The 16457-nt window shown below is 56.0% G+C and carries 9 protein-coding genes and 1 pseudogene; 6 read left to right on the forward strand and 4 right to left on the reverse strand.

From position 1 onward, the window contains the following. Positions 1–8: 8 nt before the first annotated feature. From lpdA to CLU86_RS07200, 6 genes and pseudogenes are all read left to right on the forward strand, one after another. The gene (gene lpdA / locus CLU86_RS07175; protein ID WP_099741127.1) at positions 9–1868 is read left to right on the forward strand and encodes a dihydrolipoyl dehydrogenase; all 1860 of its coding nucleotides are present in this window, start codon (positions 9–11) and stop codon (positions 1866–1868) included. 56 nt (positions 1869–1924) lie between these two features. After that, complete coding sequence (locus CLU86_RS07180) at positions 1925–2152, forward strand: DUF3079 domain-containing protein (protein WP_099741128.1); 228 nt, start codon at positions 1925–1927, stop codon at positions 2150–2152. Positions 2153–2338: 186 nt separating this feature from the next. Continuing rightward, the gene (locus CLU86_RS07185; RefSeq protein WP_099741129.1) at positions 2339–6142 is read left to right on the forward strand and encodes a M48 family metallopeptidase; all 3804 of its coding nucleotides are present in this window, start codon (positions 2339–2341) and stop codon (positions 6140–6142) included. A 152-nt stretch (positions 6143–6294) separates the two neighbouring features. Next, a complete protein-coding gene (locus CLU86_RS07190) occupies positions 6295–7716 on the forward strand; it encodes an aspartate kinase (RefSeq protein WP_099741130.1) in 1422 nt (473 codons plus the stop codon). 151 nt (positions 7717–7867) lie between these two features. Continuing rightward, positions 7868–9016, forward strand: a complete 1149-nt coding sequence (locus CLU86_RS07195) for an ATP-binding protein (protein WP_099741131.1) — start codon at positions 7868–7870, stop codon at positions 9014–9016. 130 nt (positions 9017–9146) lie between these two features. Beyond that, a pseudogene (locus CLU86_RS07200) lies at positions 9147–9512 on the forward strand (substrate-binding domain-containing protein); the annotation flags it as partial. Between the two features lie 410 nt (positions 9513–9922). On the opposite strand, the gene CLU86_RS07205 reads toward CLU86_RS07200, so the two are convergent. From CLU86_RS07205 to CLU86_RS07220, 4 genes are all read right to left on the reverse strand, one after another. Further along, positions 9923–11158 (reverse strand): response regulator, encoded by a 1236-nt coding sequence (locus CLU86_RS07205; protein WP_143226675.1) that lies wholly within the window; start codon positions 11156–11158, stop codon positions 9923–9925. 8 nt (positions 11159–11166) lie between these two features. After that, positions 11167–11625 (reverse strand): response regulator, encoded by a 459-nt coding sequence (locus CLU86_RS07210; RefSeq protein WP_099741133.1) that lies wholly within the window; start codon positions 11623–11625, stop codon positions 11167–11169. Next, a complete protein-coding gene (locus CLU86_RS22580; protein ID WP_143226676.1) occupies positions 11622–14861 on the reverse strand; it encodes a hypothetical protein in 3240 nt (1079 codons plus the stop codon). The genes CLU86_RS07210 and CLU86_RS22580 overlap by 4 nt, the downstream gene beginning before the upstream one ends. A gap of 119 nt (positions 14862–14980) precedes the next feature. Further along, a complete protein-coding gene (locus tag CLU86_RS07220) occupies positions 14981–16456 on the reverse strand; it encodes a TIGR01777 family oxidoreductase (RefSeq protein ID WP_233194858.1) in 1476 nt (491 codons plus the stop codon). Between the last annotated feature and the right edge of the window lies 1 nt (position 16457).

Below are 16457 nucleotides of genomic sequence, written 5' to 3' on the forward strand. Positions count from 1 at the left end.
AGCGACACATGGCAATCATCGACATCAAGGTGCCCGACATCGGCGACTTCGCCGAAGTGGCCATCATCGAAGTGCTGGTTAAACCCGGCGACACCATCAAGGCCGAGCAAAGCCTGATCACCGTGGAGTCTGACAAGGCCTCCATGGAGATCCCCTCCAGCCACGCTGGCGTGGTCAAAGAGCTGAAAGTGAAGCTGGGCGACAAAATCGCCGAAGGCGCCGTGGTGCTGACGCTGGAAGTGCAGGGCGCTGCCGCTGCAGCCCCTGTTGCGGCCCCCGCACCAGCGGCACCTGTGACTGCGGCATCTGAGCCAAAATCGACTCCAGCGCCCGCCCCACAAGCGCAAGCAGCTATCAATCCAGTAGCATCCAGCTTTGCTGGCACGGCCGACCTGGAGTGCGACGTGCTCGTGCTGGGCGGTGGCCCTGGCGGCTACAGCGCGGCCTTCCGCGCGGCCGATCTGGGCCTCAAGGTCGTCATCGTCGAACGTTACGCAACGCTCGGTGGCGTGTGCCTGAACGTGGGCTGCATCCCGTCCAAGGCGCTGCTGCACGTGGCCGCCGTCATGGACGAGGTCAGCCATCTGTCCGCTGCAGGCATTGACTTTGGCGCCCCCAAGGTCAACGTCGACATGCTGCGCGGCCACAAGGAAAAGGTCATCGGCAAGCTGACCGGTGGCCTGGCCGCCATGGCCAAAATGCGCAAGGTCACCACCGTGCGCGGCTACGGAGCCTTTGTGGGCGCCAACCATGTCGAGGTCGAAGAAACCACCGGCACGGGCCAGGAGAAGACGGGCACCAAGAAGGTCATTGCCTTCAAGAAGGCCATCATCGCCGCTGGCAGCCAAGCCGTGCGCCTGCCCTTCATGCCCGACGATCCACGCGTGGTCGACTCCACCGGCGCCCTGGCGCTCAAGGAAGTCCCCAAGCGCATGCTCATCCTGGGCGGCGGCATCATCGGCCTGGAAATGGGCACCGTGTACAGCACCCTGGGCGCGCGCCTGGACGTGGTCGAAATGATGGACGGCCTGATGCAGGGCGCCGACCGCGACCTCGTCAAGATCTGGCAGAAGATGAACGCCCCGCGCTTCGACAACATCATGCTCAAGACCAAGACGGTGGGGGCCAAGGCCACGCCTGAAGGCATTGAAGTGACGTTTGCCGCAGCGGAAGAGGGCGGCACCGCCCCCGCGCCCCAGGTCTACGACCTGGTCCTGCAGGCTGTGGGCCGCACGCCCAACGGCAAGAAGATCGCCGCCGATAAGGCCGGCGTGGCCGTCACAGACCGTGGCTTCATCAACGTCGATATCCAGATGCGCACCAACGTGCCGCACATCTTCGCCATTGGCGACATCGTGGGCCAGCCCATGCTGGCGCACAAGGCGGTGCATGAGGCACACGTGGCGGCTGAAGTCATCGCCGGTGAACTGCAGGGCAACAAGGAACTGGCAGCCGCTGCCTTCAATGCCCGGGTGATCCCGTCGGTGGCTTACACCGACCCCGAAGTGGCATGGGTCGGCCTGACGGAAGACCAGGCCAAGGCCCAAGGCATCAAGGTCAAGAAAGGCCTGTTCCCCTGGACAGCCTCCGGCCGCGCCATTGCCAACGGCCGCGACGAAGGCGTGACCAAGCTGCTGTTCGACGACTCGCCCGAAGCCCATGGCCACGGCAAGATCCTGGGCGGCGGCATCGTGGGCACCCATGCGGGCGACATGATCGGCGAAATCGCGCTGGCCATTGAGATGGGCGCCGACGCGGTGGACATCGGCAAGACCATCCACCCGCACCCCACGCTGGGCGAAAGCATCGGCATGGCGGCGGAGATTGCGCACGGCAGCTGCACGGACGTGCCGCCCGCACGCAAGTAAGGCGCCCACACAGCGCAGGTTTGGCGGGAGCCCGGTATCCAGTCTGGAGACAAGCCATGGCAGTCAAGAAGTTTCCCAAAGCACCCGCCCACCCCGAGCGGGTGTGCTGGGGCTGCAACCTCTACTGCCCCGCCAAAGACATGCGCTGTGGCAATGGCTCCGACCGCACGCAACACCCTGCGGAGTTGTTTGGGGACGACTGGGATCAGTGGGGTTTGGACGCTGAGGCTGAGGAAAAGTCGGCCGACATTCCCTGTGCCAGTCCCAGCGGGCCAAACACCTGAAGCCAAGCCATGGCCGCGCCGCCCGACGCGGACAATGGGCACAAACGACGGCCCACATCCTTCAAAACAGGCTCCCATATTGGGCGGCGTGCAGCTTTGGTAAAAGACTGCATCTGCACCGATCTCCATGGCCGTCGAAGATAAACTTCCTTGAATACTTATTAAGAGAGATTCAGGGAGGAATACATGGAGCTGAAGTATCCAGCAGGGCCGCAGGCTTACCCAGAGGAATTGATCAAAGCCACTTCGTCTTACAAGCGCCACGCGTGGATTGCGCTGTTGGCGTTACTGGGTTTTGTCGCTTTTTACTTTTCGCTGTCAGGCTGGTTTGCCTGGAAGGCCTATGCGCTGATACGCGCAAGTTTGCAGGCTCCGCACCAAGCCCTGTGGCTTTTCTTGGGCGGGGTGGCGTCGGGCTTTGTCGCGCTGTTCATGCTCAAAGCCATTTGGTTCGTCAAACGCAGCAATATGTCCGATCTCACCGAGATCACGAAAGACGAACATCCGGAGCTTTTTGCATTTCTGTACCGCTTGGCCGATGAAGCGCGTGCACCGCGACCACGCAAGGTCTTTCTTTCCGCACGGGTGAATGCGGCCGTTTTTTATGATTTGTCGCTGCTGAACCTGATATTCCCATCTCGAAAGAACCTTGAGATTGGGTTACCCCTCGTCAACGTGCTGAACGCCTCTGAATTCAAGGCCGTTCTGGCCCATGAATTCGGGCATTTTGCGCAGCGGTCCATGGCTGTGGGGCGGTGGGTGTATGTCGCTCAGCAAATCGCGGGGCATGTAGTCGCCAAACGCGACAGCCTGGACGGGTTTCTGCGCAGTCTGTCGTCTTTCGATATTCGCGTTGCCTGGGTCGGCTGGATTCTTTCGCTCGTGGTGTGGGCGATCCGGTCCGTGGTGGACACATTTTTCAAACTCGTTCTGGCGGCAGAGCGCGCGCTGTCTCGCGAGATGGAGTTTCAGGCAGACAAGGTGTCTGTCAGCCTGACGGGCAGCGATGCACTCATCCATGCGCTGTACCGCTGCCAGTCCGCCGATATGGCCTGGGACCGAACGCTTGCGTTTGCCAATGCAGAGGTGCGCGCCGGGCGTGTGACGGCCGACTTGTTTGAAATCCAGTCGCTGATCATCGCCAAATTGCGCGAAATTCTGGATGACCCTACCTTCGGGGAGCCTGCGCAGCCGCAAGGTGACCCCAGCCAGCACCGCGTTTTCCAGCAGCAGATGGTGCAACCCTCCCGCATGTGGGCGAGCCATCCGCTCAATCACGAACGGGAATTCAACGCCAAGCAGATTTACCTGCCAGTGCCGCTGGAGGCCTGCTCGGCATGGACATTGTTCAGGGATGCCGAATCGCTCAAGCTCAAGACCTGCGCTGAAATGGTTGCGTCCATCGACCCGCCCCTGCCCGTGGCGAGTCGAGAGGAGTCGCTTGCAGCACTGGATGCGGAATACGGCAGGGAGTCTTATCAGCGCGTTTACAAGGGCCGCTATCTGGCGCGCCCCGTGACCCGGTACGCACATGTAGCGAGCGAACTCTATGCCGCAGAAGCTGGCGCGCCCGATGCAACAACGACAGGCACAGAGCTGTACCCCGATTCGCTGCGTGCCGATCTGCAGCAAATGGACCGGCTTGGTGAGGAGAAGAGCCAACTGCTGGCCATTCAAGACGGTGTGGCCAAGGCCGTTGATGGGGTTATCCGTTTTCGTGGTCGCGCGCTGAAGCGCAAAGACGTGGGGGCCGCCTTGCAGACGGTCGAAAGCGAGATGAAAGCGCTGGACACGCGCATCGTCGCGCACGACCGCCTCTGCCGTTCGACGGCCCTGGCACTCGCACGCACAGCACGTTCGGGATGGGAGAGTTACTGGCTGGGCTTGCTGTCGCTCGTTCATTACGCCGAGCACATGCAGGCCAACATCGCCGACGCACACAGCGCTCTGGCCAATGTGGTGTCCATGGTGACTGCCAAGCGCAAGGTCAATGACGACGAGCGCAACCGCTTGCAAAGCCACGCGATGGAACTGTACCGCCTGCTGCAAGAGGTGAATGCTGCGCGCGGATCATTGACGTTGGACGACGCGACGCTGCAGCGCTTGGGATCGGCCAGCTGGAGCGCACTGCTGGGCGAGTTCAATCTGGTGGCGCCGGGGTTGGGCAACATTGGCGATTGGTTGAATGTGATCGACAGCTGGATGCGGCCCGTTGCTGGCGCGCTGGGACAACTGCGTCGCACTGCGCTGGACCAGTTGCTGGAGACCGAGCGCCGCTTGCGAGAAACCGCAGGCAATGCGGATGCGATGGGGGACGCACCAGCGGCGCCCAATGTGCCCAAAAGCTATAGCAGCTTCACAACAGGTCAAGAGCGGCCTCTGCAAAAAAAGCTCGATTGGTGGTCACGCTTTCAAGTGGCGGATGGGTGGGGCCCAGGCGCCGCCCGATTGGTTGTGGCCGGGGGCATTATCGGAAGCATTTTGGGCATGGGCGCTACCGTGGGCACCGCCACGCTGTGGGTGCACAACGGGTTGGATCGCAAGGTGGTTTCTCAAGTAGGGAGCAAAACCATCACCCTCGCGCCGGGCGCAACGCAGAGCATGGGTGTGGACCTCGACAAGCCGTTGCGGCTGGGCGCCCGCACGGTGGAAGGCCAACAGATCGAGTCGTTTGAGGAAACGCCGGATGTCATCAGCGGCCAGTACATCTACAACATCGCCCAGGCCAGCCCCTTGGTGGAGTGGAGCGCGGGGTACGGAAACCAGAATGGATCGCCCCCGCACGAAGTTGCGGGCAGTCGGTGGGTTTCGACATCGGTTGACCATGTGCTGTCTGAGCCGCCAGCCAACATTCAAACCAAAGGTGGCGGCGGCACGCGGTCGGTGCTCAGCGCGGCGCAGGCCAACTCATGGCGATCCAATCTGGGGATGGCTGAGAAAGACAGCACCCGAAAGGCCGTGGTGCTTGCACACGCCCAGTGGGACACGGCTGACTCTGTCAGTCTGAGGGATTGGTTGATGCAGGCATCTGATTTGCCGGAGTACCCGACGGTCTTGCAGCGCCGATTGGAGAACAACCCGCTGGATGTCATGACACTGCGCATCGAACAAGATGTGGCCCCTAACCGGCAGGTGGTGTGCAAACGGCAGGCAACACTGTTCGCCCAGAATGCGAACAACCCCGACATGCAGTACCTGGCAGTGCGCTGCATGGAAGAGGGCGCTGCGCGCGATGCCGCGTTTGCGGCAGGGTACAAAAAGCACCCGAACAACCCTTGGTTCGCCTTGGTCAGTGCTTACGATGCCGCTGTGGCGGGCCGATGGGGGAATGCATACACCGCCTACGGTGTGGCCAGCAATCACCCTGCATTGAGAGAGTTTGTCGTGGTTGACATGGCCCGCATGCGGCGCCTGATGCAGGGCGTAGACGCCAACGTGCAAGACTTGTTGCCAAAGTCAGAGACTTTGCGCAGCAATTACAGCCTTGAAACAGGCAAAGACATCTCCGACAGCGCGCAAGCAAAAATCTATTTTGATCTCCATAGGGGTCAGGTGGAGTCTGCCGCCAGGCGCTGGAACGCCAACAAGGGGGGCGAGCGTGCCTTGCGACTGATTGCGGCATCGGATGGTGCTCCCGCCGAAATCATCGAACGCAGCTTGAAGCTGTCGCCCGACCAAGGTATTGACAGCGACGTGTATTGGAGCGCCCTGGGGTTGGCATTGCGCCACCAGCGCAACGTCGAACCGTTGCTGGCCAAGCTCAATGCCAGCAGCAGTGACGAGTCCCTTGCGCTGCGCAAATTCGTTGTCATCATGCAGACGACGCGCAATGCCGTGCAGGCCGAGAAGGCGCTGCAAAACGAGCCGCCACAACGTCGCGCGCAAGCCTACGTCGTCGGCTTGATCGTGCTGGGCAGGCAGGCGCCGCCTGCGTGGCGCGAATTTGCCAAGCGGGCCTTGCTGGTCACTGAACGCCCCTATCTGGGGTAGCTCCAAAGCGGCCTTGCATCACGCTGGCGCATCAGAATCGGTCCCAGAGCCGAGGCATCGCCAAAGTGAGAGAAAATGGAGGGCTTTCTGTCGACAATCCCGACAAGAAGCCCACTTGGCCTTCTAACCCTTTTGCTCCCCTGAGCCTGTCCATGTCAGACGTCAACTCCTCCAAGATCTCTGTCGAGAAAATCGGCGGCACTTCCATGACCGCTTTTGGCGATGTGCTGCGCCATATCGTGCTGCACGACCCCAAACGCATTTACGGCCGCATTTACGTGGTGTCTGCCTACTCGGGCGTGACGAACCAGTTGCTGGAGCACAAGAAGACGGGCGAGCGCGGCATCTATGCCTTGTTTGCAGAAGGCAAGGGTTACCAGGATGCCTTGACGGGCCTGGCTGCCAGCTTGAAGAAGCTCAATGCGGGCTACGCCGACATCGGCCTGCCGCTGGCTGTGGCCGATGCCTTTGTCGACCAGCGCATTGGCCAGGCGCGTGAGTACCTGGGCGCCATGCACCATGTGCTGGCCAGCGGCTACTTGAGCCGCAAGGATGTGCTGTTGGCCGCGCGCGAAGTGCTGGCATCGATTGGCGAGTCGCACAGCGCGTTCAACTCGGTCGAGATCCTCAAGGCCAATGGCGTCAATGCCATCCTGATGGACCTGGCCGGTTTTGACGACAACGAAGCCTGGACGATTGACGAGCGCATCGCCAACAGCTTCAAGGGCATCGACCTGAGCGACAAGGTGGTGGTGGCCACGGGCTACACCAAGGGCACCGAAGGCATCATGCGCGAGTTTGACCGGGGTTACTCCGAAGTCACTTTCAGCAAGATCGCCGTGGAAGTGCGCCCCGCCGAGGCCGTGATCCACAAAGAATTCCACCTGTCGTCCGCAGACCCCAATCTGGTGGGCCTGGAAAACGCCATCGTGGTGGGTGCCACCAACTACGACGTGGCTGACCAACTGGCCGACGTGGGCATGGAAGCCATCCACCCCAAGGCCGCCAAGCCGATGGAGCTGGCGGGCATCCCCATCCGCCTGAAAAACACCTTTGAGCCCGACCACCCCGGCACGCTCATCACGAAGGACTTCGTGGGTGAGCGTGCCCGCGTGGAAATCGTGACCGGCACCGACAAGGTCACCTTGATCGAGATCCACGACCCGAGCATGGTGGGCACCGTGGGCTTTGATGCAGGGCTGATGGAAGTGTTCTGCAAGCACGACGTGAGCTACATCCTGAAGGCCACCAACGCCAACTCCATCGCCCACTTGGTGTGGGACAACCAGGTGACCCCTGACTTGGTGGCAGAGCTGCAAGAGGCTTACCAGGTCGTCACCATCAAGCCCAGCGCCATTGTGTGCACCATCGGCTCCAACATCGGCATCCCCGGTGTGCTGGCAAAGGCGGCCCAGGCATTGGCCGACGCGCAGGTTAACGTGAACTGCGTGTCGCAGACCTTGCGCCAGGTGAACATGCAATTCGTGATCGAGCGCGAAGACTACAAGACCGCCATCAAGGCACTGAACATGGCCTTGTGCGTCAACTCCGGCACGCCCGTGCCCCGCGTCTGACACGAAGCCGCCTTTCAAAAAGCCCGCCCCGTGCGGGCTTTTTTGTGGGCAGGGTGGGGCACCCAGATGTGGCCTTAGCAGGGTTTGCGGGTCTTTATCTTTTTTTATCAAAATCAGATAATTAACCATATTCAGATAAGTGGAGATAACCATGGCCCCCGATGTGTTCCACCGCACCGCCTACGCAGAGCAAATGGCCCAGCAGTTGCTGCAGCCATCGCCCCTGCACATGAACGTGCGCTCGGGCGTGCTGCTGTCGGGCATACGCCGCGTGGGCAAAACCACGTTTTTGCGCCAGGACCTGGTGCCTGCGCTGGAGGCGCGGGGGGCGCTGGTGATTTACGTGGACCTGTGGGCCGACCGCAGCAAAAGCCCTGCCGTGCTGGTGCTCGATGCCGTGCGCGCCACGCTGCTACAAATGCAAACCCCAGGCTCAGGCTTACTGCAGCGCTTCAAGGGGCTGAACCTGGGTGCGGCGGGCATTACGCTGGGTTTTCAGGTTGAACATTTGGGCGCGCCGGGCGGCACCACGCTGGCGCAGGCGTTCTCAGAGCTGGTGGCCAAGGCCAAGGTGGATGTGGTGCTGATCGTGGACGAAGTGCAGCAAGCCCTGGGCACCGAAGACGGCACCAGCTTGCTGCACGCCCTCAAGGCGGCGCGGGATGCCGTCAACGCCCAGCCGGGTACGCCGGGGTACTTTTTGTTTCTGGGCACGGGCTCGCACAAGTCGCTCATCACCGACATGGCCACGCGCCACTCGCAGCCCTTTACGGGTGCGCTGACCACGGCCTACGAGCCGCTGGGGCAAGACTTTGTGCAATGGCAACTTCAGCGCATTGCAGGCAGCCCAGGCGTGGTGCTGCCCAGCACCGAAGTGGCTTGGGCAGGCTTTCAGTCGCTGGGCCACCGCCCTGAAGAAATGCTCAAGGCCCTGGTGCAACTGCAAAGCGCTCAGGCCCCGGCAGACCAGGCGTTCCCCATCATCTGCGCCACGCTGGCATCGGCCGCTGCCGATGTAGAGCTGCGCGCCATTGAAGAATTTGGCGAGCTGGGCCAGGCGGTGTTCGACTTCATCGCGCAGGGCAGCGAAACCGGCGTGTCGGGCCTGTTTGGCGAAGAAGCCATGGCCAGCTACACCGCCCGCACGGGGGGCAAGGTACCCACATCGCAGGTGCAAAAGCTGGCAGAAAAGATGATCAGCGCCAACCTCATCGCCCGCCCAGGCCACGGCATTTACACCGTGGCCGATCCGTTTGTGCGCAAAGTGTGGCTGGAGCGGCGGCGGTTGTTGCAGCGTTGATCTGAACGTTGATCTGCAGCGGTTGGAGGATGCTTCAATTTTGATAGCTGCCAGCGCTTGATGAGTAAGCGCTGGAGCCTGATTTGGCTTAAGAGAAATAATTGCCTGGGGGCAAGACAAAAGACCTGACCTCAGCGCCCGCGCCCACGAGGAGCGCGAGGCAGGATTTTTGCACCTGTTTGAAGAACAGTTCCCCCTGGTGCAGAACGTCGACCTGGCAGGCATCTACAACATCGGCGGCGGGGCCGAAGGCATTGGGCGGGCGTTGAAAAAAGCCGGGGCGGACCGCAAGATCGTGTTCATCGGCCACGGCCTCACACCGGATACGCGTGCGCTGCTAATCGACGGGACGATGGACGCGATGATCACCCAGAATCCGCAGGGCGCGGTGATGAACTGTGTGCGGATATTTGCCAACCTGCGGGATGGGCGGGAGCCGACGAGTGGGATGGAGACTACGCGGAGTCAGGTGATTTTTCGGGAGAATTTGCCGTAGGGGTTGGCGCGACAGTTGGCCTATTACCCGGAAATTCCAGCGGACCAAACGCTAATTTATATAGGCTGGTTTAAGAGCTGCAATTCGTTGACATTGCTCACCAGCTTTTCCAGTAGCGACATCCCATCAGGCGAGTTCTGCCAGAGCATACAACCTGAATCATCACTGCGACGCCAACTGGTAAGCGGGCAAAGAATCATTGGTGTGTAAAGAAAATTTTGTATCTTGCCTTAATGGCTCTGCACTGCAGCGATTAAGTTGATAAGCGAATCGTTTGAGCAGACCGGAGTATCGCTAGGTGCCCGCCCTTGTACATCGAAAATTTAAAGTGCCCCAGCCCCCCAAGCGCTCACACCTTATCAAAACATCGCAAATTTCGACTTGGCATCATCTTTACTACGAAGATTTGTTCACTGAAATTTCTTAGAGATTGTCTCCCAATACTCATCAAGAAATAGGTCAAGCGCTTTCGCGCTCGCGTAGGCGCAATATTTTTGATATTTATCTTCTTTATCTGGAAGTCCCAGGTCGGAAACTGATTTTACGGAGATGAAAAGGGGTTGTAGATCTTCGATAGCCTCGCACGCCGCGTAAACTCCGAAAGTTTCCATGTCCACAGCGCGTATCTTACGGTCCTGCTCAAATATATCGCGGTGAACGGCTTCATGCGCCACCACAACACTTCCAGACACCATAGGAGCAACTTTAATTTTGGGAGGTTTTTCGGGTTTATCTCCATAATAGTCGCGGTGAATTTTCTCTGAAATGGTCGTGTTAGCTGCCATGTCGTCCCATAAATTGGCTAAAAATTTTGATGCTACCACGGGTTCAGGTTGAATTTCGAATATGGCAGCACCGTCCTTCCCAGCCGAGAGTCGGCCTGCCTGCCAGTTCCACGAATGTACGCCGACAACTATATCTCCGATATTTGTCTCTATAGGATGGCCCATGCAAATCCCGGTCATTGCAACAAAGCGTGGTCGAAACTGTCTGAGGGCACTCGACACAAATAGCGATGTCCATACCATCCCCATTTTTGAGGTGGAGCCGGCAGCGATTGAAAGCTGGCGATCCTCTTTCATACTCTTTCTGCCCAGTCGGACAAATTGACGCCCCTCCACCGGCAAACGGATTTGACCAAAATTCCAATTAAGAGCCAATACCGCTTCTAACTCAGGATTTCGAAGTGCAGTGACAACTAAGACATCAAGCTGAAAATCTCGAGGTTCTGCATGATTTTTAGTCGCTCTAATATGCAGTACCAATGCGCGTAGTTGGTCAAACCACGCTGTATTTTTTAAATCGTACCGGAGGACGCACCAAGATCGGTCGGCAAATTCGGCAGTTTGTTCTTCTGCAACATCTGTGAAGCCAGAAATACCGATGATATAACTTGGTTTGTTTTCCTCGCTTTCCAGCCACTCTAAAAGAGCAAGCCCACCGGTACGTGAAGGTCTTGGCGCCAAATCACTTAGCGGAATTACAAGATCGATAATCAGTAAATCAAAGCGAGAGATTTTGAGCTCACGCTTTGCGTCCTTTACCGTAGCCGCAGTAAAAATTTCCAAACCAAACTCAATTTCCCGTAATTTTTCACGTATTAAATTTTGTTTGGAAATATCATCATCAACAAGTAAAATTTTCATAATCAAGATTACATTTTTTTCAGGACGGCCACCAAATAAGAATTCAAATTATCTTTCCAATCTGTGGATGCACGATTGTACCTCACCGTGCCTATAAAAAGGTCATTCAAAATCATTTTCAGCTCGTCAGCTAGTTCCGAAACGGAAGCTGTTTTGCCGAAGTCTTCATAATTTGAAAATTGTGTGACCAATATGGTAGGGCACAAATTTCCATATTCGTTGCAAAGACGAATCAAACGTTTCCCACCTAAACCTTGGGCCTCGCCTTCTTCACTAGCCCCACCGCCATCGAACGTAGGAAGTGACATATCCAAGAGGATTAAATTAAATTTTGTTCTTTTTATTGCCTTTGCCGCGCTGGTAAAAGATCGACAGACTTTTATATCAAGTAAGTCAAACTGGTGCAGGCACTCCTGCAGTGACTCGAGTTTATAGTCATCGTCTTCTACAATCAGTACGTGCCTCATGTTCCAAGCTCCAAAGATGAATATCCAACGAGCGCATTAATCTCAACGACTCCCTCCGCCAAGTCAAAAGCTAAAGCATCACTTCGATCCTGAGCTACAAGCCTTCTCAATTTCGGAAGGCCACTTCGATTCTCTTCAGTCAGTTTTTTTTCTATGTCGTTGGAAATCAAATTTCTAGCGGCTTCAAACCCCAAGAGCACTTCGTGGTGGTCAACGTGTCGGGCCAAATCATTCCGCATTTGTATCTTGATAAGATGCTCTTCGGAAAAATCGAAATTTAGCGAGATCGTGCGTTCATTGGGTAGGCCTGCATGTTTGAAAACATTGTCAAGCATAATAAAAAGAATATCTACAACCACAATTAATGACGCACCGGTGAGGCGGAATGAATCATTAACCCCATTTATTGAAATACGTGGTTGAAATTCATTTCGAACTTGTTTTGTATAGTTTATGCCAATTTCAGATGCCTGCTTAAGTGTATAAAGTTGGGCCAAGTCCTCTTTTTGAGCTATTTCAAGCCAACCGCAAACAATTCGTACGGAGGCTTGTAGATCCAATCGCGCGCTGGTGATTGCATCGTTTAGTTGACTTTGTTTTTGAACATCACACACGGCCTTCTCTACATTTGAAGATAGAAGCTCAAGTGCTTCGACAGAGTTGCTTAAAAAATCGCTTTTGAGATATTTTCGTAATTTTTCCAAGTATGAAGACACAGCATTTTTATAGGAAATAAACACTGTGGAAATAAATGTGTCAAAGGACATTCCGTCGAGAATATCTATCTTTAAGCCCTTCACGAACCAATCCGTAATTTCTGCCGTAATCTCGCCCTGCGGATTTCTATCATTTTTTACGTGAAGTCGATTGCGCAAAAGATCATCAATTGATTCGCGGAATTTTTCTGTGAATTTTGTAAATTCGATCGTTAGTTCAGCTGCTTGGACAGGATTAAGGCCAAGTCTGCCGATCCAATAATTCGGTGGTTCAAACTGCCCACTTTCACCTTTTTGAAGAAGTAATAATTGTCGTATATCTAAGCCCCGGCTCAATGTTCCAGACAAACTGCCATGTCTAACTCTTAAACTTATGTATGCATCCAGACCATTTCTGGGATCCGAGAGGTAGGCGTTTCTGATTCTACCCAGCAGTTTCACCAGTTGGTCATCTGCAGCGCCAAGTGGGATAACCGCGAACTTGTCGAGAATGCTTCCGCTTCCTGCCGTAAGCTTGACAGGCAAGTCACCGACATTAGCTTCGCCTATGACTAATTCTTTATATCTTTCATAATCATCAAGGCAATGGTCGTTTGCCCATTTTGTTAGTCCGTGAATATTGACGTTAAGCCTGCTTGTATTTACTTGTCGAATTCCTTCATCAACGGAAAGATTGAATGCAATGTCGCGAACTTCTTCAAGATAAATGGCTCTATTGTCAGAATCTATCTCAACAAGATTCCGTAAAATCTCTACGCGAAGATTTAGAGCATCTCGCAACGAATTTACATCGTCAATGAGGAGCATGTTCTGCACGACGAGAACGTCGCGAAGGAAGCAGATCCAGAGTTGGATACTTGAGTCGCCATCATGTATGCAGTCGGGTTTTGATCTGTGGTGGAAAAATGCGACTTCTGAAGCCACCATGAGCTTGTCTTCTAGGCGGTCACTTTCCTCAATGAGGAGGACTCGTGATGCGACAATACTAAAAAGGGCCGCACTTCTTCCATCTAGACGGCCTGGGAGTATGCTCTCTAGCGATTTTACGATTGGGACCAAGGATAGGGCATCTAATCGAATTGAGGATACTTCCAATGCAAATGGGAGCAAGTCAATGTGGCGTCCGTGCTCATGGCATGCGGCAATCCCTACTAGTAATAGGTGAGAGCGATCGATCGCATTTATGCGTGTAGTTTCGATTAAATCAATAAGTTCATCTATTTTTCCGTGTTTTGCGAATGAAATACCACAGAGCAGCACCACATCGGGGCTGGCAATATTTCCATGCTCGTCTGAAAAATATTTTCTGGCCACCGCGTGTATTGACGTTCCAAATTTAATGAGCCTATTCTCCGCAATTTTATAGGAGTATGAAAATAGGCTTCGAAGAGACGTTTCAGGCGCTAGGAGCGCGAGGCCGGGAGCGACAGCTTGTTCAAGACATGCTATCGATGTCTTATGCTCCAAATGACAAAAAACTGCTTGAAAAAGGTCCAGATGATAGAAGTTTGCAGCCAATTTGTGGACGCTACGTCTTATATCGCTGTCTGGGTGTTTTCGGTCGCTAAGCAAATTGGAAACAGCTTCTACTATTGGGGAATTTATGTTTTCAGACTCGATGCGATATATAAGGCTATGAATCAATCGATGAGCTGCAAGGGATCCATTTTTTGCTGAAAAATTTTCATTTAATAAATTGCTGAGATTAATGATCCTGAGGTCATTAATATCGAGTAGCCGTTGCAGACTATTCTTTACTGCAATCCTAATATCTAGATTTGACCGTGTCGCAAGCAGTGTAGCTATGGCGATATACGCTTCGTAGTAGTCATAGAGTGATCCGGACTCTTCGAAACTTAAAAGTTGTGAAAGAATTTCCTCATCTTTCGGGAGCTGATGCAGGCAATGCCAATGAATGACGGCAGATGCCAACGGTGGAACAGAGGGCTGATTTTCAATTTCGCGGAAATTTCGACGAAAACCCGAGAGCGTTAGCCGATCTTCATTTCGTTCGCTGGCAAATCTGACAAACAGCGGAAATACATTGCCTGTACCTTTCGCCTCTAATTTTCTTGAATACGCAACTTGCTTCGCCGTGCCGTCCGCCTGTTGGGTTATGGCGATGGAAAGTTCTTTGATTGTGGCGGCGGTTCCATTTTTTAGTTCAAATTCCGATATTAACGCAAGCGCCTTGCTCCATTCTGAATTCAAAATGAGTGGTTCAATACTTCGCTTTAAGAAAATGTACTGATTGATTTCCTCCGCTTGCGCATGCAAAACGATTGAGCCCCATATTAATTCGCCTATAATGTTTTTTGCAAAGACGACGGGTGACGTATATAGGGATTCCGGTATGTGGAACTTGGAGGGAATGAAGCTGTGAAGCTTATCTGATTTTGCGACTGAATTGAAGGCTGCAAATATTTTACCTACCCTTCCCGATTTTTTGGCATCGTGAATTATTTTTAGATAATTTTTTTGAGGAGATTTTTCATCCGAGGCGGTTTTAAAATTCGGCATGCGGTGTGTTCCCTGCAGGTGCTTCAAAAGTGGCAAAAGCGGTTATTGGTTGTGGCAAGGTAGCTTCGTGGCTGTGGCAAACGACGAAACAGATTTATTTAGCTGCTATTCTGCGCCAGCTAAACCTTCATCAGCCCTCTAAGCGTGATAAAGCCTGCCAACGCGTCATCCAGCCTAGGGTTCAAGAACCGGTAGCCATGGGCCAGCGCCGCACTCGGTACTGCGTTCTGCCCGTCCAGCAGCAGCGTAGACATTTCTCCCAGCATGACCCGCAATGGCAGCCCCGGCATGTGCAGCCAAACACGTCGGCCAAACGACGCAGCCAGCGCCTGCACAAACGTAGCCTGCGTCACCGCATCAGGCGCCACGGCATTGACGGGGCCTTGCAGGGTTTGGTGCGCCATCGCAAACCGCACCAGCCCCACCGCATCGGCCAGATGAATCCACGGCGCAGGCTGGCGGCCATGCCCCAACACCGCGCCCAGGCCCAGGCGAGCGGCCAGCGCTTGCATCGGGTACGCGCCACCACCATGCCCCAGCACCACGCCAAACCGCATCCGCACCACCCGCACGCCCAGGGCCTCGGCGCGCCGGGCCTCATGCTCGATAGCAGCGCACAGGTCAGACTGGAACTCGCCCGGGCGGGGTGGGGCGGTTTCGTCCAGGGGTTCCATCGACGCATTGGGCGATGCGCCGTAGAAGCCCACGGCCGATGCGCTGACCAGCACACGCGGAGCCTTTTGCAGGCGCCGCATCAGGCGGACAAGGGCCACGGTGGTGTCCACCCGGCTGGCCAGCAACTGGCGTCTGCGTGCCTGGGTCCAGGGCATGCCCAGCACGCGGGCACCCGCCAGGTTGACCACTGCGTCGATGGTCGTCTCTGACGGGATCGCGTCCAGCGTGTCCACCACCCACACGCCGGGGCCAAAGCTGGCGCGGGCCTGGAGGGCGTCGCGGGTCAACACGATCACCCGCTGACCATCGCGCACCAGGTCTGCCACCAGTGCGCTGCCCACAAAGCCGGTAGCGCCAGTGACCAGCGTGGCAGGCTGTGTTGAAAGACCACGGGGCTGCAAGGCAGGGGGCTGCGCTTGTGCAGCCACGCGGTACAGGTGCACGGTGGCAATCGTATTGCGCACGCTCCAGGCCCACACGCCCACCGCGTAGGCCGTGAACAGCCACGACACCCAGTCGTGTGGTGCCAGCACCATGGCGGTAGGCTGCAGCAGCCAGCCCCACAGCACCGGGGCCACCAGGCCCAGAAACAGGCCGTAACTAATGGTCAGCAGCGTGTGCAGCAGGCGTTCAAACGGCGGCAGGCGCCGGGTGCGGTCTTCTTCCAAAAAGTCGGCCAGGGTGATGCCCAGCTCGATCACCAGCAGGGCCGCGAGCAGCGCGGCAAAGGCGCCGCGCCATTCAAACCAGGCCAGTCCGAAAAAGACGATGCCGTAGATGGCCTCGCGTGCGGCATGCAGTGCCAGCTCATAGCGTGCCGAGATGCGCTGTGGCAGCCGGGCCTCCAGTTCGTGGTGCCACAGGTTGTCAAACGCGCCCATCACGGCCTGCACGGACAGCAGCAGAAAAATGGTGTTCATG

It is taken from the genome of Acidovorax sp. 62 (assembly GCF_002754495.1).
Lineage (GTDB): Bacteria > Pseudomonadota > Gammaproteobacteria > Burkholderiales > Burkholderiaceae_C > Acidovorax.